At 47.6% G+C, this 22,534-nt stretch carries 15 protein-coding genes; 9 read left to right on the top strand and 6 right to left on the bottom strand.

Annotated features, from left to right (window positions below; genetic code table 11):
• Positions 1-93: 93 nt before the first annotated feature.
• The 8 genes from QZT18_RS00970 to rpoC all read left to right on the top strand — a co-directional run bounded on the left by QZT18_RS00970 (position 94) and on the right by rpoC (position 15,462).
• Positions 94-936, top strand: a complete 843-nt coding sequence (locus tag QZT18_RS00970) for a MurR/RpiR family transcriptional regulator (protein WP_294143607.1) — start codon at positions 94-96, stop codon at positions 934-936.
• A gap of 291 nt (positions 937-1,227) precedes the next feature.
• On the top strand, positions 1,228-2,529 hold the full coding sequence (locus QZT18_RS00965) for a Na+/H+ antiporter NhaC family protein (protein ID WP_294143606.1): 1,302 nt from the start codon (positions 1,228-1,230) through the stop codon (positions 2,527-2,529).
• Positions 2,530-2,767: 238 nt separating this feature from the next.
• A complete protein-coding gene (locus QZT18_RS00960) occupies positions 2,768-3,586 on the top strand; it encodes a carbon-nitrogen family hydrolase (protein WP_294143605.1) in 819 nt (272 codons plus the stop codon).
• Positions 3,586-4,359 carry a serine hydrolase gene (locus QZT18_RS00955; RefSeq protein ID WP_294143604.1) on the top strand — a complete coding sequence of 258 codons (774 nt, stop codon included), beginning with the start codon at positions 3,586-3,588 and terminating at the stop codon, positions 4,357-4,359. Before QZT18_RS00960 ends, QZT18_RS00955 begins: the two co-directional genes overlap by 1 nt.
• A 211-nt stretch (positions 4,360-4,570) precedes the next feature.
• Complete coding sequence (locus QZT18_RS00950) at positions 4,571-5,668, top strand: mandelate racemase/muconate lactonizing enzyme family protein (protein ID WP_294143603.1); 1,098 nt, start codon at positions 4,571-4,573, stop codon at positions 5,666-5,668.
• Entirely contained in the window at positions 5,649-6,827 is a 1,179-nt protein-coding gene (locus tag QZT18_RS00945) for a M20 family metallopeptidase (RefSeq protein WP_294143602.1), read from the top strand. Before QZT18_RS00950 ends, QZT18_RS00945 begins: the two co-directional genes overlap by 20 nt.
• Positions 6,828-7,925: 1,098 nt before the next feature.
• Positions 7,926-11,798 carry a DNA-directed RNA polymerase subunit beta gene (locus QZT18_RS00940; RefSeq protein ID WP_294143601.1) on the top strand — a complete coding sequence of 1,291 codons (3,873 nt, stop codon included), beginning with the start codon at positions 7,926-7,928 and terminating at the stop codon, positions 11,796-11,798.
• A gap of 19 nt (positions 11,799-11,817) precedes the next feature.
• The gene (rpoC, locus tag QZT18_RS00935) at positions 11,818-15,462 is read left to right on the top strand and encodes a DNA-directed RNA polymerase subunit beta' (protein ID WP_294143600.1); all 3,645 of its coding nucleotides are present in this window, start codon (positions 11,818-11,820) and stop codon (positions 15,460-15,462) included.
• A gap of 95 nt (positions 15,463-15,557) precedes the next feature.
• Here the strand turns inward: rpoC and QZT18_RS00930 are convergent, their stop codons facing one another.
• The gene (locus QZT18_RS00930; protein ID WP_294143599.1) at positions 15,558-16,049 is read right to left on the bottom strand and encodes a DUF6773 family protein; all 492 of its coding nucleotides are present in this window, start codon (positions 16,047-16,049) and stop codon (positions 15,558-15,560) included.
• Positions 16,046-16,249, bottom strand: coding sequence for a helix-turn-helix transcriptional regulator (locus QZT18_RS00925; RefSeq protein ID WP_294143598.1), 204 nt, complete (start codon positions 16,247-16,249; stop codon positions 16,046-16,048). Before QZT18_RS00925 ends, QZT18_RS00930 begins: the two co-directional genes overlap by 4 nt.
• 216 nt (positions 16,250-16,465) lie before the next feature.
• Between QZT18_RS00925 and QZT18_RS00920 the strand changes: the two genes are divergently transcribed.
• A complete protein-coding gene (locus QZT18_RS00920) occupies positions 16,466-16,942 on the top strand; it encodes a hypothetical protein (protein WP_294143597.1) in 477 nt (158 codons plus the stop codon).
• A 97-nt stretch (positions 16,943-17,039) separates the two neighbouring features.
• On the opposite strand, the gene QZT18_RS00915 is transcribed toward QZT18_RS00920, so the two are convergent.
• From QZT18_RS00915 to QZT18_RS00900, 4 genes are all read right to left on the bottom strand, one after another.
• The gene (locus QZT18_RS00915) at positions 17,040-17,888 is read right to left on the bottom strand and encodes a DMT family transporter (protein ID WP_294143596.1); all 849 of its coding nucleotides are present in this window, start codon (positions 17,886-17,888) and stop codon (positions 17,040-17,042) included.
• A 33-nt stretch (positions 17,889-17,921) separates the two neighbouring features.
• The gene (gene nhaC / locus QZT18_RS00910) at positions 17,922-19,328 is read right to left on the bottom strand and encodes a Na+/H+ antiporter NhaC (protein WP_294143595.1); all 1,407 of its coding nucleotides are present in this window, start codon (positions 19,326-19,328) and stop codon (positions 17,922-17,924) included.
• A gap of 36 nt (positions 19,329-19,364) precedes the next feature.
• A complete protein-coding gene (locus QZT18_RS00905; RefSeq protein ID WP_294143594.1) occupies positions 19,365-20,090 on the bottom strand; it encodes a gamma-glutamyl-gamma-aminobutyrate hydrolase family protein in 726 nt (241 codons plus the stop codon).
• 290 nt (positions 20,091-20,380) lie between these two features.
• Positions 20,381-22,396: a sigma-54-dependent Fis family transcriptional regulator gene (locus QZT18_RS00900; protein ID WP_294143593.1), complete on the bottom strand. Its 2,016-nt coding sequence runs from the start codon at positions 22,394-22,396 to the stop codon at positions 20,381-20,383.
• Positions 22,397-22,534 lie beyond the last annotated feature (138 nt).

Genomic DNA, 22,534 nt, shown 5'->3' with positions numbered 1-22,534 from the left:
GATTACCATAATATTTTAAAAATGAAAATAAATTTACATTTCTATTGACTTTCAGATATATAGTTTTTATAATGAAACCATGGAGGAATACAGATGGAAAAAAACGTATTGAGTCTCATAGGTGAAAGCTATGAAAACCTGACTAAAACTCAAAAAAAGCTGGCTGATTTTATAAAAGACAATATACATATACTGCCGTTTTTATCGATCACGGAACTGGGAGGGAAAACAGAGGTCAGTATGGCCAGTATCACCAGATTCACCAGGGAACTGGGCTTTAACGGCTACTCGGAATTCCAGAAAAGTGCGGCGGATTTGATCCGCAAGGATGTGGTGCCGATGCGGGAGCTGAAGCACTCGATCACGGAGGAGGGAGAGGAGGATATTCTCAGCCGGATGATAAGACTGAATATCAACTCCTTAGAAACTCTGAACAGCGAAGATTTGAAAAAGAATTTTCAGGAATCGGTGGAACTGATAACAAATTGCCGGAAACTGTATATTACGGCGGCACGTTCCTCGTACAGTGTGGCTTACTACCTGTATTTTATGCTGAAAGAATTCATGGAGCAGGTGGAACTGCTGACGGAGGGAACGGGAGATATTTCAAATAAGCTTCAGTATATAGAAGAAAATGACTGCCTCATTGCAATCAGCTATGAGAGATATACGCGGGCGACCTATAATATTGTGTCATACCTGAATAAAAAGGGATGCAAAATTATCGCGATCACGGACAGTCATTCATCACCGATCGCGCTCAAAGCGACGAATGTCCTTTTGGCAAAACACGCGGTGGATACTTATTCTTTTGTTAATTCAATGACGGTGGCTAACGCTCTGATAACGGCGGCAGGAAGGAGGGATAAAGAGAATACATTAAAGAAATTAGAACGCCAGGACGAGATAGCACTTGAGTATGGATTATATTTGTAAGAAAGAAATATAACATTTTCAGAATATTCAGGACAATAAAGGAAGGAACTAATAAAGCGCTGCATGTTGGCCCATTCAGACAATCTTTAAAGAGCTCCCCCCTTCTTTTAGTATACGCTAAAAACAGGCAAATTGCAAGAAGCCGGGCGGTACTGTCTTAGAAGGTTTCCGTCGTCTGACGGAAACCGGTATTTCCCTGAAAAAGTTATAAATAAAACTGAATAGGAACCGATTTCGCCACGGCAGAAAGCAGTGGTGTAAAAAGATGGGGTAGTGGAAGGAGATGCTGTAATGATTTTAGGGTTACCGCCTATTTTAGGATTTTTGCCTTTAATTCTCTATATCATCCTGATGATGAAGGGAAAAGATATGAACCTTTCCGTCTTGATCTGTGTCATTCTTGGCGCTGTTATGACGGGGGAAAGTGTGAGTGGATTTGGAACCGTACTTCAAAACTCGCTCAGTTCATTTTTGTCACTGATTGGATTTATCATTGTACTTGGCTCGGGACTGGGCGAGGTGCTGACCAAAACAAAAGTTGCTCACAATATAGTCCATCTGGTCATTGGAAAAGCAAAATTAAAATCCCAGAAGCAGGCGATTTTTATTGCGATGTGCACGTCGACGCTTCTTGTTTCCATGCTTGGGACACTTTCCGGTTCCAATGCAATCATTGCGCCGATTCTGATACCAATCATGGCCAGCCTGGGCATCACGCCCAGCACACTCGGCGTCATTCTGCACGGGGCCGGAGCCGCCGGACTGCAGATTGGCCCTTTTGTTCCTCCTGTTGCAACCGTGATGGGGTTAACGGGACTTAATTACAGCCAGTATATGAAAACGGCCGGACTGCCGCTGGGACTGATCATATGGGTCTGTACTTTTTTTGTGGCCTGCCGCACTCAGAAACTGACGGAAGGAAAAATTACTTATAATAAAGAAGATTCGGTCGCCGAAGATTTTCAGGTGACACCGGAGATTAACAGGGCAACCTGGGCGTTTGGAATCACCATGCTAATTATGCTCGTTTACGGCGTCATGGTAAAGGCCGGAGCTTCCTATGCCATTGTGGTAATGCTGGTGGCTTCCCTTGTAACGGCTATGGCATCGGGAATGGGAATTGCACAGGGATTGACAACCCTTGTTCAGGGAGCGTCCAAGATGTTTTGGATGTTCTTCATGTTTATCCTCTTCGATCCGTTCCTCAACTATGTGGCCGCATCCGGGGCATTTGACGCGATTGCCGGATACATGCAGCCGCTCATCGATGCGGGCGGAGTTGTGGCATTCCTGATGCTGAGCACCGCGATCGGTGTATTCGGAATATCGGGAGCCGGTGTTGCGCAGGCAAAGATGATCCATGATCTCTTCCTGCCTCTTGTAGTGGTACTTTCCGTAAAAATGGATATTTGGGCGCTGGTCGTGCTGGTAGGCTGTCAGATCACATTCTTTGTCACCCCGACGGTCGACATGGTTGGAAATATGGGGCTCGCCAGATCGAAGGACATCAAGGCAATGCTGAAAAACGGCTGGGTTATTACGATTATAACGTTTATTTATGTGCTGATTCGGGCTGTAATGTATAACGGCTGACCAAAAAGTATGACACGGCTGTTCAGGCGGCGGCTTTCCGTGGAACGGAAACTGCGATGGTACTGAACATCCGGAGAATTTCAGACGAGATTAGCATCAGGGGATCGGGGAGCTACCTGGGGAGCAGTCCCCCGGTCCGAATGAAAAGCAAGTAGTCCGGGATGCCTCTGAAGGCGCCGGACCGCGGCCAGGGATAGAGTTTAAAAACAACAGAAAGAAAGGTATAAAAGGGGATAAAATGACAAATTTCGCATTGCTTCAGACAGATATTAAATTTTGTGATTTTGAATATAACGCCGCGCATGTAACTGATTTAATTAATGCGGCAATGGAGAAGACGCCGAGACCCGATGTGATTGTGCTGCCGGAGGACTGGTCCTCGGGTTTCTCGGATGAAATGTTTCATCACATGGAAGATTATATCGAAACAATGGACGGTCCTGCGGTCACCGTATTAAAAGAATGTGCAAAACAACATTCGGTGTGGATTGTAGCCGGTTCAATCGGAATACAGTTTGACGACGGTATGAGAAATACGACGTTTCTGATTAACCGGGAGGGAGAAATTGTCGGTGATTACAGTAAAATGCATCTGTACAGTGATATGGATGAGGATGTGCCGTATCTGCACGGCACAAAGACGGAGGTTTATGATACGGAGCTGGGCCGGGTCGGCTTTATGATCTGCTACGATATCCGGTTCTGCGAGCTGTCCCGCACCTATGCACTGAAGGGGGCCGAAATGGTGATCGTCACATCCAATTTTCCCAATCCCAGGGTATCCCACTGGAGAACGCTTTTAATGGCAAGAGCCATAGAAAATCAGATGTTTATCGTGGCCTGCAACCGTGTGGGGGAAAGCCCGATGGGCAGCTACTGCGGCCATTCAATTATCATTGATCCATGGGGAACGGTGATTGCGGAGGGCGGAGACGGTGAAGAAATTATTACCGGAACGGTGGACCTCTCCGCGGTAAAAGAAATACGCGACACCATCCACATGTTCCGCGACCGCAGACCGGGAAGCTACGGTGAGATTCTGGCCGGGAAGGAGTAATGGAAATGGATGCGGTAAAGCTGGAAAAAGAGATTATCAACCTCTGTTCCCGGGTGTCCGGAAGTAAGTCCGTCATCGTCGAAAACATGAGAACCGGAGAGAAAATTGAAATAAACCGGAACGAAATTTTTCCGGCCGCCAGTCTTATCAAGCTTCCGATACTCTTAACATTATTTTCGATGGCGGAAAAAGGGCAGATCGTTTTGGAAACCCGCGTGGAGGTGACAAAAGACTGCCATGTGGGGGGATTCGGGGTGCTCAAAGATTTGGAAAACGGTCTTAACCCGACGCTCCGTGATTTAGCCGTGCTGATGATCACCCTGAGCGACAATGTTGCCACAAACCTTTTAATTGATATGATAGGGATGCCTGAGATCAATTGTGAAATTACATCACTGGGTTTGAACGATACGGCTCTACGCAGGAAGATGATGGATGCGGAGGCAAAAGAGGCGGGACTTGACAACGACACGAGCGCCGCGGATATCAGGAGGATTCTGAAGGCGGTTTTAAAGAGCCCCTTCAGGGAGGAGATTCTGGATATCCTGTTCCGCCAGCAGTGCAATAATAAACTGCCGGTTTTTATGGGAGAAGAAATCCGCTTTGCCCATAAGACCGGGGATTTGCCGGGAGTGGAGCATGATGCGGGTATTATATGTGCAAATGGGGAAGAAATCATCGTTGTTGTGCTTACAAAAGACCTTGCCGACAACAAAGAGGGGATCTGGCTGAATCAGGAAATCGGGAAATTGCTCCACCGGAATTTATATTAGAAGACGGGCTGAGTGATTAAACGAGGGGGGTATTTTCAAACAAGAGAAGGGATAAAAGGAAGCTTTAAATATTAAAGGAAGATATAAATGCTGTAAATATTAAAAGAAGCTGCAAAGAAAGAAGGTACGAAAGAAGAGGGGATAAAAAAAGAAAGTATATGGAGAAAGTATATAGGAAATTTTAAATGTAAAAGAATAGAGGAATAAAAACATGAACAGAGGAATCATAAAAAATGTGGAAATTAAGGTTCTGGAACTTCCGCTGAAGAAGCAGTGGAAAATATCACTGTATGAGCAGACCACCAGGGCCCATGCCGTAATTAGAATCACAACGGAGGACGGCATTGTGGGCTTCGGGGAGGCGGCTCCGTCGCCGGCTTTCATGGGAGAAACAGGTTATACGATGGAGGTGGCTGTCAACCGGTATCTGAAGGATGCGCTGATCGGTATGAATGTTTTCGATACGGAAGCAATCCATGAAAAAATGAATTTTGCCATATACGGAAATTATGCGGCAAAGTCGGCGGCAGACATGGCACTATATGATATCATGGGAAAAATGCTGGATGTTCCGGCATATCAGCTGCTCGGGGGATTATACCGGGAGAAAGTGGCCCTTAGCTGGGTGGTGGGCATGCAGGATTTAGATGCTTCCATCCAGGAGGCCAGGGAAAAGCTGCAGGAGGGATACCGCGTTCTGAAAGTAAAGGTAGGAAAATCACCGGAAGTTGACATAAAACTGGTAAAACGCATTCGCGACGAACTGGGAGACGGCTTTCCCCTGCGCCTGGACGCCAACCAGGGATACAATTACAGTGCCGCGTATCAGACATTTCAAAGGCTGGAAGAGTTCGGCCTGGAGAGTATCGAACAGCCGGTAAAACGGTGGGATATCCAGGGCATGAGAATGCTGCGTGAACGCCTGAAAACTCCCATCATGGCGGATGAATCGGTTTCCGATTACCATGCCGTAAACACGGTGATCCGCGAAAAAGCCTGCGACAGCGTAAACATAAAGGTCGGAAAAGTCGGAGGCCTGACAATGGCGAAGAAGATTGCCGCCTGCCTGGAGGCGGAAGGCCTGTCTGCAACGGCAGGGAGCAACCTGGAAGTGGGAATTGGATCGGCCGCCAGCATCCATTTTGTGGCGAGCACGCCAAATGCGGATATTCCTAACGATTTGCTGCTCGGTGGTCCGCTGCACCGGCATGACATTATAATAGAAGATTTCAAAGTAAAGGATGGTTTTGTAGAAGTCCCCCAATTGCCAGGCCTGGGAATCGAAGTAGATGAAAGCATTTTTAAATAATCCGCAGATACAGGCATTTTTGCAGGAAATTCTCCCTGGCGTCAGAACGCTCAGGCGGGAAATCCATGCGCATCCGGAACAGGGTTATCGGGAGACGGGGACTACTTCGCGGATAAAACTGTTTCTGGAAGAATACGGAGTGCCATTTTACGGATTCGAGAATATGACCGGCGGCTATGCATGGATTGACTGCCGGAACGAGCGCACGGTCGGCTTCCGAGCCGACATAGATGCTCTGCCGATTGAGGAAAAAAACGAGATAGAATTTAAATCCGTCAACACGGGCGTCATGCACGCCTGCGGCCATGACATGCACGCATCCATCGCAGCGGGGCTCTCCGTAATTCTCTGGAAATTCAGAACTCTTTTAAACGTAAACGTGCTGATCGTATTTCAGCCCGCGGAGGAGTGCAACCCCACCGGAGGCGCCAAAGCCGTAATTGCCCGGGGCATATTTGAAAAGTACGGTGTAACAGAATTCTACGGACTGCACATGTGGCCGGAACTGAGAGTCGGGGAAATCGCCGTAAAACCAGGCCCTATTATGGCCTCATCGGATAAACTCCTGATTCAGGTAACCGGCAAAAAAGCACACGCCGCCGAACCGCAGAAAGGAGTAGACGCCATCTCAATCGCAGCAGAGATCATCAGCGCGGTGGAACATAAAATCCGGCGTGAAATCAGCCCCTTTGAAACCGTGCTCATTTCAATCGGTTCCATCAAAACATCGGGCCGTTACAACATCATATGCGACGAGGTCCTGATCGAAGGAACAATCCGCAGCCTGAACCCGGAAATCCGGTCATTCATACACAAAAGAATAGAAGAACTGGCCCATAACATAGCCACGGCCTACCGCGGGACCACAACCGTCACCATAGAAGACGGCTATGCCCTGGTAAACAACGATACCCGCCTCACAGCCAAATTCCGGGCCGCCGCCGAAACCATACTGGGAAAAGATTCCGTCCACTCAGAAATCTCTCCCAGCCTAATCGGCGAAGACTTCTCCTTCTACGGCCAGGTCCTCCCAACCATGTACTTTTTCATGGGCTGCGAAAGCGAATACCCACTGCACAACGAAAAATTCCTCCCCAAAGAAGCCACCCTGAAAGAAGCCCTGGCCCTGCTGGGGGAATATTTCATAGACTACGTTTAAAACTAAAAGCGTCGAAACATGGCTAAAAGTAAGAACAAACTAAGAACAAACATAGTAATATAGAAAAAAACATAGTTAATAGAAATGAAACATAGCTAAAAAAACACCGATACAAAAAGAAATAAAATGTTACTAAATAAAGTCAAAAAAAGAAAAAAGTCAATAAAACCGAATCAAGTTTAATAAACCGAAAACGGACCTTAAGACCACCACGGCCGGAAATCAAATCATGAGCAACCGGCCGCTGCTTTCCATTAAGGTCCGTTTTGCAAATCCTCAAGACTTCTTTCTATAATAAATATAAAACATAGACAGATAAAGTATGAGCAACAAGCTGGTTTATAAATATAAACAACTACATAGATGAACGATTACATAGATGAACGATTACACAGCCGAACCACTACATATAAACCATTACGGACATAATTCGACATAGACATTATAAATCATCCAGCCCCCCCCCCTTATTATTTTCTACAAAACCTACGCGGTCTCGACAAATACCTTTTCCCCATGAAAAAGAGGACAACCAGCCGGATTGCATGGAAGGACGGTCCTGCGAGAACATAGTGGAGGGGGAGAATGCCGAGGATGATTATGCAGGGAACCTTGAAGTCCGTCTGCACTTGATGAGGTATTCCACGAGTTAGTGTACTGTAGCAATGATATTCAGCCAAACAGCACTGCCTATTTTGCCATCTGCTGCGTTGTCGTCGGTCAACGATGCCACCGCATCGCCTCCCTTCTCCGCCTTGCAGGCTGACAAAATATACAGCACTGTTTGGCTGAATATCATTACTACAGTACACAAGTGCAGCTACGCACTTCACCGAGCGCAAGCGTTTCCCGTAATAATCATCCTCGGCATTCTCCCCAGCGATCCCCCTTCCCAAGGACCGCCCTTCCATGCCAATCCAGCGTCCGGCATTTTCATCCCCCACCCGCATAAATACAGGAAATTTGGGCAAAAATTTCCTTGACACACTAATTATTTCATGATAAGATGAAAAATGCACTATTGTGGTAAGCTAGGCTCATAAGGCCGAAGTATGCCCAAAATTAAACCATAGAAAGAAAACAGGGGTGAAACGTCGAATGGAGAAAAGCAGGATGCGTCCGGTGAAAGCCGGTAAAGGTGTAAGAATGACCTTCTCAAGACAAAAAGAAGTTCTGGAAATGCCGAACTTGATTGAGATTCAGAAAAACTCTTATCAGTGGTTCCTCGATGAGGGCCTTCGTGAAGTGTTTGCTGACATCTCCCCGATTGCAGACTTTGCCGGGCACTTGAGTTTGGATTTTGTAGATTTTACACTGTGTAAAGATGACATCAAATATACGATCGAAGAGTGTAAGGAACGTGATGCAACTTATGCTGCTCCTTTAAAAGTAAAGGTTAGACTTTGCAATAAGGATAAAGACGAGATTAATGAACATGAGATTTTCATGGGCGATCTGCCGCTTATGACCGACACCGGTTCCTTTGTAATCAACGGCGCTGAGCGTGTTATCGTAAGCCAGTTAGTACGTTCCCCTGGTATATATTACGGCATTGCACATGATAAGGTTGGTACGGAGCTTTACAGCTGTACGGTTATCCCGAACCGTGGAGCATGGCTTGAGTATGAGACGGATTCCAACGATATCTTTTATGTCCGCGTGGACAGAACGAGAAAAGTTCCGGTTACCGTCCTGATCCGTGCCCTGGGTTATGGAACCAATGCAGAGATCATCGAGCTGTTCGGTGAAGAGCTGAAGCTGGAGAAGAGCTTTGAGAAAGATCCTTCCAGCAACTACCAGGATGGCCTTCTGGAATTATATAAGAAGATCCGTCCGGGCGAGCCTCTTTCCGTTGACAGTGCAGAGAGCTTATTAAACAGCATGTTCTTCGACCCCAGAAGATATGACCTTGCAAAGGTAGGCCGTTATAAATTTAATAAGAAACTTCATTTCAAAAATCGTATTTCCGGCCAGACACTGGGTGAAGATGTCGTAGACATGTCAACCGGTGAAATTCTTGCGGAAAAAGGTGCGGTCGTTGATAAACAGCTCGCAATCGACATCCAGAACGCAGCCATCCCTTACGTTTGGATTCAGGGCGAGAGAAAGAACCACAAAGTTCTTTCCAATATGATGGTAGACCTTGCTTCCTACGTGGATTTCGATCCGGAAGAGGTTGGCGTTACAGAGTTAGTATTCTACCCAATCCTCGAAGGTATTCTGGCAGAAGCTGGATCCCAGGAAGAATTAAAAGAACTGATCAAGAGGGATATCCACGATCTGATTCCAAAGCATATTACGAAAGAAGACATTATTGCTTCCATCAACTATAATATGCATCTGGAAGGCGGCATTGGCAACGCGGACGACATCGACCATCTGGGCAACAGACGTATCCGTGCCGTAGGCGAACTTTTACAGAACCAGTACCGTATCGGTCTCTCCAGAATGGAGCGTGTGGTTCGCGAGAGAATGACCACACAGGATATGGAAGGTGTTTCCGCACAGTCCTTAATCAATATCAAGCCGGTAACTGCAGCAGTGAAGGAGTTCTTCGGAAGTTCCCAGCTGTCCCAGTTCATGGATCAGAATAACCCTCTGGCTGAGCTGACACATAAGAGACGTCTTTCCGCATTGGGACCTGGCGGTCTTTCCAGAGACCGTGCCGGATTCGAGGTACGAGATGTTCACTATACACATTACGGCCGTATGTGCCCTATCGAGACTCCCGAGGGTCCGAACATCGGTCTTATCAACTCCCTTGCAACTTATGCAAGAGTAAACCAGTACGGATTTGTCGAGGCGCCTTACCGTGTCGTTGACAAGACAGATCCGCACAACCCTGTCGTAACAGAAGAAGTTGTATATCTGACGGCAGATGAAGAGGATAACTTTGTTGTAGCACAGGCGAATGAGCCGTTAGACGAGGAAGGCCACTTCATTCATAATAACGTATCAGGACGTTTCCGCGAGGAGACATCTGAATTCCAGAAGAAGAGAATCGACCTGATGGACGTTTCTCCAAAGATGGTGTTCTCTGTTGCTACGTCCATGATTCCTTTCCTGGAGAACGACGATGCCAACCGTGCGCTGATGGGTTCCAACATGCAGCGTCAGGCCGTTCCGCTTCTGAAGACAGAGGCAGCAGTCGTTGGTACGGGTATCGAAGGAAAAGCGGCGGTTGACTCCGGTGTCTGCATGGTTGCCAAGAATGCAGGTGTGGTTGAGCGTTCCGCATCCAACGAGATCATTATCAAGAGAGATTCCGATGGAAACAGAGATGTTTACCATCTTACAAAATTCAAGAGAAGCAACCAGAGTAACTGTTACAACCAGAAACCGATTGTCTACAAGGGCGATCATATCGAGGTTGGAGAAGTTATCGCAGACGGCCCGTCCACAGACAACGGTGAGATCGCTCTGGGCAAGAACCCGTTAATCGGATTCATGACCTGGGAAGGTTACAACTACGAGGATGCCGTTCTTTTAAGCGAGAGACTGGTGCAGGAAGATGTCTATACTTCCGTCCATATTGAAGAATATGAGGCAGAAGCCCGTGACACCAAGCTGGGACCGGAGGAGATCACAAGAGATGTTCCTGGTGTCGGTGAGGACGCATTAAAAGATCTGGACGAGAGAGGTATCATCCGTATCGGTGCCGAGGTCCGTGCAGGAGATATCCTGGTGGGCAAGGTTACTCCAAAGGGAGAGACGGAGCTTACCGCTGAAGAGAGACTGCTGCGTGCCATCTTTGGTGAAAAGGCCAGAGAAGTGCGTGACACTTCCTTAAAGGTACCTCACGGCGCTTACGGTATTATCGTAGATGCCAAGGTATTTACAAGAGAGAACGGCGACGAGCTTTCACCGGGCGTGAACGAGACAGTCCGCATCTACATCGCACAGAAACGTAAGATTTCCGTAGGTGATAAGATGGCCGGCCGTCACGGTAACAAGGGTGTTGTTTCCCGTGTGCTCCCTGTAGAGGATATGCCGTTCCTTCCGAACGGACGTCCGCTTGATATCGTTCTTAACCCTCTGGGCGTGCCTTCACGTATGAATATCGGACAGGTTCTGGAAATCCATTTAAGCCTTGCTGCAAGAGCTCTTGGATTCAACGTGTCCACACCGATTTTCGACGGCGCAAACGAGATTGATATTCAGGATACCCTGGAACTGGCCAATGACTATGTCAACAGCTCCTGGGAAGAATTTGAAGAGAAATACAAAGATAAGGCGGATCCGAAGCTGATGGAATACCTGGGAAGCCATCTGGAGCACAGAGCGCTCTGGAAAGGCGTGCCTCTGGGACGCGATGGTAAGGTGCGTCTGCGCGACGGCCGTACAGGAGAATATTTCGACAGTGCTGTAACAATCGGACACATGCATTACCTCAAGCTCCACCATCTGGTAGACGATAAGATTCATGCACGTTCTACCGGACCATACTCCCTCGTTACACAGCAGCCTCTGGGCGGTAAAGCTCAGTTCGGCGGCCAGCGTTTCGGTGAGATGGAGGTTTGGGCTCTTGAGGCATACGGTGCATCCTACACACTGCAGGAGATCCTGACAGTGAAGTCTGATGACGTTGTAGGCCGTGTTAAGACTTATGAGGCAATCATCAAGGGTGAGAATATCCCTGAGCCTGGTATCCCTGAGTCCTTTAAGGTACTTCTTAAAGAGCTTCAGTCCCTGGGCCTGGATGTCAGAGTCCTCAAAGAGGATGGTTCCGAAGTGGAACTGGCCGAAACAATCGACTATGGCGATACAGATATTCGTTCTATCCTTGAAAGTGACAGCAAACATTACTCCCAGAATGAGTCTCTCGGTACCCTTGGTTACCAGGAGCAGGAATTTAAGGACGGAGAATTAGCGGCTGTAGAAACTACAGATGACAGCGACGACTTTGCAGATATTCAGGATGATTTTGACGACGTTCCGGACGACGAAGATGATTCTGATGATGAAGAATAAATAGGAGGGAGTACTGTTCATGCCAGAGACAAACGAAGCTTATCAGCCATTGACATTTGATGCAATCAAGATTGGTTTGGCATCCCCTGAGAAGATCCTTGAGTGGTCCCACGGTGAGGTAAAGAAGCCGGAGACCATCAACTACAGAACATTAAAGCCGGAGAAAGACGGCCTGTTCTGCGAGAAGATTTTCGGACCCAGCAAAGACTGGGAGTGCCATTGTGGTAAATATAAAAAAATCAGATATAAAGGTGTAATCTGTGACCGATGCGGCGTAGAAGTAACAAAAGCCAGTGTCCGCAGGGAGCGCGTGGGCCATATCGCCCTCGCGGCGCCTGTTTCCCATATCTGGTATTTCAAGGGAATCCCAAGCCGTATGGGCCTGATTCTCGATATATCTCCAAGAACACTGGAGAAGGTTCTGTATTTTGCTTCCTACGTTGTACTGGATCCGGGCAAGACCAGCCTTCAGTACAAACAGGTATTATCCGAGAAGGAATACCGCGACGAGCTTGAGAAATATGGCTACGGCAATTTCCGTGTGGGAATGGGAGCCGAGGCGATTCAGGAACTTTTACAGGCCATTGACCTTGAGAAGGATTCCGAAGACTTAAGAAAACAGTTAAAGGATGCCACAGGCCAGAAGCGCGCCCGTATCATCAAGAGACTGGAAGTAGTTGAAGCATTCAGAAACTCCGGCAACAAACCGGAGTGGATGATTATGACCGTGGTTCCGGTTATTCCGCCGGATATCCGTCCTATGGTACAGCTGGACGGCGGCCGTTTTGCAACATCCGACTTAAACGACTTATATAGAAGAATTATCAACCGTAACAACCGTCTTGCACGTCTTCTGGAACTGGGCGCTCCCGACATCATTGTCAGGAACGAGAAACGTATGCTCCAGGAAGCAGTCGACGCACTCATCGACAACGGCAGACGGGGCAGACCTGTTACAGGTCCCGGAAACAGAGCCCTTAAATCCCTCTCCGATATGTTAAAGGGTAAACAGGGCCGTTTCCGCCAGAACCTTCTGGGTAAACGAGTTGACTATTCAGGACGTTCCGTTATCGTCGTTGGACCGGAACTGAAGATTTACCAGTGCGGTCTTCCGAAAGAGATGGCGATCGAGCTGTTCAAGCCGTTCGTTATGAAGGAACTCGTTTCCAACGGCACGGCGCACAACATTAAAAATGCGAAAAAGATGGTTGAGCGTCTCCAGCCCGAAGTCTGGGATGTACTGGAAGACGTTATCAAGGAGCATCCGGTTATGTTAAACCGTGCCCCTACACTGCACAGACTTGGTATTCAGGCTTTCGAGCCGATTCTGGTAGAAGGTAAGGCAATCAAGCTTCATCCGCTTGTTTGTACCGCTTTCAACGCCGACTTCGACGGTGACCAGATGGCCGTTCATCTGCCGTTGTCCGTAGAGGCTCAGGCAGAGTGCCGTTTCCTCCTCCTGTCTCCTAACAACCTGTTAAAACCGTCGGATGGCGGACCTGTAGCCGTTCCTTCACAGGATATGGTTCTTGGTATCTACTACCTGACACAGGAAAGACCGGGAGCCAAGGGCGAAGGCATGGCCTTCAAGAGTGTAAACGAGGCGATTCTCGCTTATGAGAACGGCGAGGTTACGCTTCACTCCAAAGTTAAAGTGAGAGTAAGCAAGAGAATCTTAGACGGTACTGTTAAGACCGGTATTATCGAGTCTACCGTAGGCCGATTTATTTTCAATGAGATTATTCCTCAGGATCTTGGTTTTGTGGACAGAAATCTCGCTGAGAATGAGTTGAAACTGGAGGTTGACTTCCACGTAGGTAAGAAACAGTTAAAGCAGATTCTCGAAAAAGTTATTAATGTTCACGGTGCAACACAGACAGCCGTGACACTTGACGATATCAAGGCAATTGGTTACAAATATTCTACAAAAGCGGCCATGACCGTATCCATTTCCGATATGACCGTGCCGGAGAGCAAGAAGCAGCTCATTGAAGATGCTCAGGCTACCGTTGACCAGATTGCCAAGAACTTCCGCCGTGGTCTTATCACCGAGGAAGAGCGTTACAAAGAAGTTATCGAGACATGGAAGGCGACCGATGATCAGTTGACCCATGACCTGTTAACCGGACTTGACAAGTACAACAACATCTACATGATGGCCGATTCCGGAGCCCGTGGTTCTGATAAACAGATCAAACAGCTTGCAGGCATGCGTGGACTTATGGCGGATACAACAGGCCATACCATCGAACTTCCTATCAAGTCCAACTTCCGTGAGGGTCTTGACGTACTGGAGTACTTCATCTCCGCCCATGGAGCGCGTAAAGGTCTGTCCGATACGGCGCTGCGTACGGCCGACTCGGGTTACCTGACAAGACGTCTTGTAGACGTTTCACAGGATCTGATTGTACGTGAAGAGGACTGTTGTGAAGGAAAAGAAATTCCATTCATGGATATCAAGAGCTTCATGGACGGACAGGAGACGATCGAGGCGCTCGAAGAGCGTATCACAGGCCGTTTCATCGCAGAGACAATCACGGATCCCGATACGGGAGAAGTTGTTGTAAAGGCGAACCATATGTGTACTCCGAAACGTGCGGCAGCCGTTATGGAGGCACTTAGAAAACAGGGAAGAGACAGCATCAAGATCCGTACCGTCCTGACCTGTAAATCTCATATCGGTGTATGCGCGAAGTGCTACGGCGCCAACATGGCGACGGGACAGCCGGTTCAGGTAGGTGAGGCAGTCGGTATTATTGCCGCTCAGTCCATCGGTGAGCCAGGTACACAGCTGACCATGCGTACGTTCCATACGGGCGGCGTTGCCGGCGGCGATATCACACAGGGTCTTCCCCGTGTCGAGGAGCTTTTCGAGGCACGTAAGCCGAAGGGACTTGCAATTATTGCTGAATTCGCAGGTATTGCAACAATCAAAGATACAAAGAAGAAACGTGAGATTATCATTACAGATAATGAGACCGGAAATTCCAAAGCTTATCTGATTCCTTACGGTTCCAGAATCAAGATTCAGGATGGTTCTTACCTTGAGGCCGGCGACGAGCTGACGGAAGGTAGTGTAAACCCGCATGATATTCTGAAGATTAAGGGCGTACGTCCTGTTCAGGATTATATGATCCAGGAGGTTCAGCGAGTTTACCGTCTGCAGGGTGTAGAAATCAACGATAAGCATATCGAGATGATTGTACGCCAGATGCTGAAGAAGATTAAGGTCGAGGAGAGCGGAGACGCGGATGTACTTCCGGGAACATCTATGGACGTTCTGGATTACAACGATATGAACGATGCTCTGATTGCAGAAGGTAAGGAACCGGCAATCGGCCGTCAGGTTATGCTCGGTATCACAAAGGCTTCTCTGGCTACGGATTCCTTCCTGTCGGCCGCTTCCTTCCAGGAGACGACAAAGGTCCTGACAGAAGCAGCCATCAACGGTAAAGTTGATAAACTGATCGGCCTGAAAGAGAATGTTATCATCGGTAAACTGATTCCTGCAGGAACAGGTATGAAGAGATACCGCTCCATCAAGTTGAATACAGATGTGGAAGAAGAGGATGAGATTATGCTGGCCGACGACGAAATCGACCTGGATATTCTCGACGAAGCAGACAGAATTGTTCTGAATGAGGATGATTTGAGCGAAGAATAAAAAAACAGCAGGCCGGATGTTAAGTCCGGCCTGCTGTTTTTTTACTTTAAAATGATATTTTTTTTGAAATTAAACCCGGCTCTTTACCACCGCCTCTAATCTTCTGGGTCTTCATATTTCTCATCAAGTTTTTTTCGCTGCTTTTTGGTCAATGTTCCGACCAAAGTAAGAACTGCAAAGGTAAAACAAAATATAAATAGCATAAATGCGCCGGAAGACTGGAGGATAACCGAAAACGGCAATTCTTTGCCGGAGGCCGACAGACGGATATATTGCATCACCGTAAAAATAACGGTAGCAATCATTGCCGAACCTGCCGACCAGAGCAGATAAGCCTTGATTCCCGGCTTGGTGCGGGTAAAGTCCTCCCATTCTCCCCTGCGGATATCGGAAATAATCAAATAAGCGCTGCCGATCAGCAAGATCGAAAATTCGGATCCATAATAGGCAAACGGCAGATTCAGTAACCAGGACTGTATGATCAGAGATACGATCAGCAGTGTGTAAAAGATCCAGCATGTTATTTTTCTCGACTGAAGCATTTCCAGTGTCTGTCTTTCATCCATGTTATTCTTAAATAATTTCATTTATCTTCCTCCTCCCAGAATAATTCGTCCAATGTTTTGTTAAGTGTCCGGCAGATACTGATGCACAAATTCAATGAAGGGTTGAATTTACCTGCCTCAATCATACCGATTGTCTGCCTGGTAACACCTGTTTTTTCCGCCAGTTGTTCCTGGGAGAGATCACATTCTATACGGGCGATTTTCATTTTTTTGTTTTTCATGTGAGTGCCTCCTTTGTATTTGATATTATAATATATATATTACTAAATGTCAAATATATATTACATTTTGCAGATCCAAACTGATTCTGCCTGAATTCAAACTGTATTTTGACACGGAAGGTTTGACACGGGAGACATAGGAGCTTAGAATGAAAAGAGACAGAAGAATACGCGGGTAAAACGTTCCGCTGTGTAATAAGAGAGAGGAGAGGGAGTATGGACGCAGGAGAATTAAGATATGCAGTAGAACACCGTTTTTTGCCGGATGAACTGTTCCGGGAGCCGGCGCAGATAATCGGCGCATTGTCGCATAAGAAGGAAGAATTCATCTGGAAGCTGTATGAGATTCTTTCCGATGCAGAAAAGATTGAAAATCCTTATAAAAAAGAAGATTTCACCGTCCAGCTTTACAGGCTGGAGGAACCGTGGTTTATGGCACAGATTATAATGCCGGAGCCTGGTTCAGAACCTCTTTGCAGTAGAGTGTACATAGTATTCGGGGAAGAATTTAAAAAGGTTTACTATTTCACCGTTGAAAAGGGAGGTGCGCTCCAAAAAGACGGTAAAGATGAATGGTTTTTATGCAGGTGGACGGACAAAAAGGAGCATGAAAATTACGGCAGAATTTCCGGTGGGGAGAAGGAGGAGGTCGAAAGGATCGTGGAATTGATCAACAAAGACGGTGAGGCCTGACAGAGAAAGTGGCGGGCGGCGGCCGCCGTCAATAAAAACCAGCGGACCGGACAAGTGGAACTGGGGCCGCTGGTTTTTATGTGATAGAAAAAAGATATCAGGCCGTGAGAACCCGGCGTTTATCATTTTGTATGCCGTAGAGAACGCGGGCCGTGACGGATACGAGCACGATGAAGGCTCCAATAATAGAGCGAACTCCGGGGGCCTCCCCAAGAAATAAGAAGACCCATACAGGATTCATCACCGGATCGATAATCGGCAGCAATACGGTTTCAAGAGCGGAAAGACCCGTACTGGCGATGGCATAGAGCGTGTAGGTAAAGGCGCATAGGGCCCCGGCTAAAAGCAGAAAAAGAATGCTCCCGGTATCCGGAACTCCGGCGGAGCAGACAAAGGGGATACCGATGATACCGGAAATTACGTTTCCGAAAAACATAGCCAGGGCAGGGCTGCCATCCTTTTCAAGACGGAGAAAGATGGAAATTCCGGCAAAGGTGACTCCGTTTAGCATGGCAATCAGTTTTCCAATCAGACTACCGCCGCCCGCCGAATCGGTAAAAAACAGGATCATTCCGCTGAAAACAAAGACCATGCTGAAAATATCCGCTTTTATGATTCGTTCCCGTAAAAAAATCCAGGCTAAAACCGCTACGTAAATCGGGGCGGTATACTGCATCATGATGGCAATGGCGGAAGAGGCCAGTTTTGTCGATACAATAAAACTGTAGTTAAAGGCGGTATAGCAGACGGCGCCTCCGACAACATAGCGGCTGATATGCAGGTTTTTCTTTTTCAGAACAAGAGGGGCCAGCAGTACGGAGGCGATAATACTGCGTCCGGCGGCGATTGCATAGGGGCTCCAGGCGATCATTTTGATATTCCATCCGGCCAGGCTCCACAAAAGGGCGATAATACAAGTCAAAAGCATAGCTTTTTTATGGTTCATGATGTTACGTTCCTCCGCACAGATCGTGTCATTTTATAAAATTTCTTCGTTGTCTTTATATCTTGCAATCCCCCAGCCGGTAAAACCGCAGAACAGTCCAATCAACGGGGTCAGATAGCACAGGAAAATGTACGGCAGGTATTCCATAAAGGGTACGTTGATGGTGGCGACAATATAAAGCGCCGTGGAACTCCAGGGAATCATAGTGCCTCCGATGGTATTACAGTCTTCCATGAGCCTTGATAAGTTTTCGGGTTTTAAACGTTTTTCTTTGTAGATATCAAGCATGGTGGACTGCAGCATAACGTCGGAAAAATAATGGGAACCGGAAAGCATCTGGGCAACGTATGCAATTATTTCCGATATCAGAATCAGGCTCCCGGTGGAGCGGATTAACTTTGCCAACTGGGTTACAATGACATGGATGACACCCATTTCCTTCATCATGCCGCCGATGCCGACACAGAAGATAATCGTCATACAGGTTCCGAGCATGCTGGTAATGCCTCCGCGGTTTAGTAAGGAAGCGAGAAATGGATTTTCAAATTCCCTGCTGAAACCGTTGTAAAGGCTGTTGAACGCCAGTGAAGTGGTGGAACCTTGATACAGGATGGCAACGAGAATTCCGGCAAAAGAGCCGGCCAGCAGGGCCAGGGTCGGATTTTTCCGCATGAGGAGCAAAATGAGTACAATGGCAACGGGAATCATAACCGGAATACCTAAATGGAAGTTGGCGGCAATGCCTTCCTGGGTAGCCAGAATTAAAGAGGTATCCAGGCTGCTTGTCTGAGATACCCGGAGTCCTAAGACAGTGAAAAGGCCGAGCGTGATGAGGTAAGCAGGTCCTGTCGTATACATCATATGGCGGATATGGGTGCTGAGAGGGGCTCCTACGATGGCAGCCGTAAAATTGGTGGTATCGGACAGCGGGGAGATTTTGTCTCCAAACCAGGCGCCGCAGATAGCCGCGCCTGCGGTCATTCCGGCAGGAACTCCCAGACCGGCCCCGATCCCGACGAGGGCAACGCCCATGGTTCCCAGCGTACCCCAGGAAGTTCCGGTCGCGACCGAAACGATGGAACAGAGAATCAAAGAAGCGGGAAGAAAGAATTTGGCGCTCATGATGTTCATTCCGTAATAGACGATGGAGGGGACGGTTCCGGATGCCATCCAGGTTCCGGTCAGGCCGCCGATAGCAAAAATTATAAAGAGCGTGGTCAGGATACCCGAGAGGCTTTCTGCCGCTTTTTTCTCCAAGATGTCGTAGCTGAAACCGAGCGGAACCGCCAGAACGGTCATCAAAAGCCAGTTTAAAAACATAATAACGTTTAAAGAAGCTCCGAAAAGCTTCATGCCCGCGAACGTGCTGACCGCCAGGGCGAGAAGCACGAAGAGCGAATATTGAAATGACGGTGTCTTAAAAGTATTTTTATTTTCCATGAAAAGATCCCCCAATAGATTGATTATAGTAGATGTTTAACGGCACAGGCCGATGAAGTCCTTAAAGAGGCAAAGCGATTCTTCTGATTTCAAGAGAAGCATTTCGGGATGCCACTGAACTGCGGTTATTTTTTTACCCGGTACCCAGAGCCCCTCAGCAACACCGTCGGGAGCTGCCGCACAAAGCTTTACGCCTGTACCGGGAGCCTTCACCGACTGGTGGTGGATGCTGTTGACCTCAAGTTCCGTGCGGCCATAAATCCGGTGGAGCGGCGAGCCTTCTTCTAATGTAACGGTGTGTACGGCGTCACTTCTGACATGTGCGAAGGAATGGCCTCCGCAGCCCGGGCACTGGGCGGGAATATCCTGATAGAGTGTGCCTCCCAGAGCAACGTTGATCAACTGCATCCCGCGGCAGATTCCCAGAAGCGGCTTGTCGGCTCTGATCGCTTCCTGAATCAGGGCTATGTGGGTGCGATCCATCTCAAGATCAAAACTGCCGCATTGAGAATGGGGAAGTTCATGATAGAGGATGGGGGATACGTCCATTCCTCCGGTTACGAGTATTCCATCGCACAGCTCAACATAGCGTTGGATTTCCGGTAATCCGCATATCGGGGGCAGGGAAATTGGAATTCCTCCGGCTTTGATAACGGCATCTATATAGTCGGTATTGACAGACGCCTTGGGTATTCCATTCAAAAAAGTACCTTCCATAAACATTCTGGCCGAAGTCAGGCCGATAACAGGTTGCTGGTTCATTTGTAAAATCCTCCAAATATAATTTCAATTAAAATAAAAACGCGTTTGTCTTATAAAAAAGCAATTTACGTGCCAAAAATGTCATGAAAATTAAAAACGGTAGAATTTTGTAAAGCAAGACTCGGATTTCTCTTGTAATATCAAGGGGGAATAGAATGGTGATTTTTGGGGAAAAAAGGAAAAACCCGTCGTGAAAAGATAAAAATAGAATGGGAAATAAAAATAAATAGTTTGTAAATCGTTCTAAAATTGATTTACAAACTATTTATAAACAACGATTGGAGGAGAGATTAGCAGAGCGTTTTGAAGTTAATACCGGCATTAGTGAAGTGCCGTTTGCCGGATTCCGTCAGATAAATTCCGCTGCGTCCTCTGCTGCGGGTAATATAACCGGAATCCAGAAGCATTTTAATAAAATATTCCATTCGTTTCTGGCTGATTGTAAATCCTCTCTTCTCCATTTCCGTGATAAGCCCGGTCCGTCCGATGGTCTGTTTAAGTCCGTTAAAGGCGCGGACAATATCCAGAATTTGTTCGGCAATGCGGGCGGGGGAGGAGGCGTCCGCAGGGCTGCAGGAAATCTCCGGTTCCTCGGGTTCAGGAAGGCATTCCAGGTTTCCCATCAACTGGTAATAATCTGCCGCATTGCGGAGTTCTCTGACATTGCCCGGCCATCGGTAGGAAAGCAGGCGGCTTTTTATATGCGGTTCAAGCATCTGTGTTTTGATACCGCTGAGAGATGAGAAAAGCGGTATGATGTCCTCCTTTCTTTGGCGGAGCGGAGGCAGTGAGAGCGGAAATACATTTAGACGGAAAAAGAGATCCTCCCGGAACTTTTTTTCTTTTGTCAATTCCATTAAATTACGGTTGGTGGCAGTTAAAACCCGTACGTTGATATTGATGGCGCCGCCTCCTCCGATGCGCACAATCTGCTGTTCCTGAAGTACACGGAGGAGCCGGGATTGCAGAGAATAAGGCATGTCGCCGATTTCATCCAGAAACAGGGTACCGCCGTCGGCCTGCTCAAAGAGCCCCATTTTACCTCCGCGGCGGGCTCCTGTAAATGCGCCCTCTTCATATCCGAACAATTCGCTTTCCAGGAGACTTTCGGGCAGAGCGGCACAGTTCACCGCTACGAACGGGCCGTTTTTTCTGGGTGAATAATTGTGGATGGCCTGGGCGAAGAGTTCTTTTCCCGTGCCGGTTTCACCCGTGATCAATACGGTGTAATCGCTGGACGCCACTCTTTTTGCAAGTGTAATGCAGTGTTCCATTGCAGGACTGTTATAAATAATATCGTCAAAATAATACCTGGCGGACAGTCCCTGGTTGCGCAGCCTCCGGCTTAACTCACTTCCGCTTTTTCTGATCTGGGAAGCGGATTCAAAGGTAAGGCAGTAGCCGGAAATCTGGCCCATCGTGTGCAGGGGGATACGGCTGATCATAAAGGAGCTTCCGCCCAGGGTGAAGAGATCATCGGTAAAAGAAGAGGCAGTTAAACGCCCCGCAATATCGGAAGGAAGACAGAGGGAGAGGTTAAGATGGTTTCCCGGAGCTTTTTCCAGAATACGTTCCGCCTCGATATTCCAATAGCTGATATGATACTGGGCATCCGTAACAATAATTCCCGATTTCTGGAGACTCAGTATTTGAGTCAGCGTTTCACTGAGCATGTAACTCTGGATATAGCGCTTCTTAATTCCCGTATGCAGTTCAAGCTTATTTTCCGAGTATCGGATTAGAGCCTGGCTGATGGAATCCGAACTGAGGTTTAAAAGAGGGAGCATATCCAGAAAGGTCTGCATATCCAGGCGGCGGTCTCCGATATCAATGATATTGGGAATAGAGCGGGGAACCATCCGCGCCTCCCCTGGAGTGACGGCAAACTGAATATCGGAAAAGTCGGCCTCCGCATCCAGGTAGGGAATCAGTTCCAGATGGGCGATCCCGAGCTGGCAGAGCATAGCTACCGTATCGGCCGTGGTTTCACGGGAATCATTCACAACTAAAACGCGTGATCCTGCGGGAATATCGTAGAGCTGGTAGACGGCATCCTCGGATATGGTGCGGGTTACGAGCACCACCTTACCGGAATCCGGCAGGTGATTCTGGAGTAGCTTCATAATTCCCGGACGCATAATAAGGATGACGTCACTGTTTAACTGTTCATTTTCTTTTAGTTCACTGCTGTATATTACGGATATTTCGACGGCATCACTAAACACAAGCCGCAGATCCCGGGTCAGATTGGGTACCAGGCTTGGTGATACCGGTGCGGTAAAAACAATAGATATTTTCTTCTTCATGATAATTTTCCTTTTTCAATGGAAATTCACAGTATCTTCCGTAGTCACTATGCAAGTTTTGGTTCTGTGATACATTTGACGGTAACCGGTTTGAATAAAATGTAAGTTATACTGATTGTATCATGAGAATGAAGGCGA

Origin of the sequence: uncultured Clostridium sp., assembly GCF_900547735.1 — a bacterium.
In the GTDB taxonomy this organism is placed as follows: Bacteria; Bacillota; Clostridia; order Lachnospirales; family Lachnospiraceae; genus Otoolea.
Note: the sequence above shows the minus strand (reverse complement) of the source record. Positions and strands in the feature narration are given on the sequence as shown.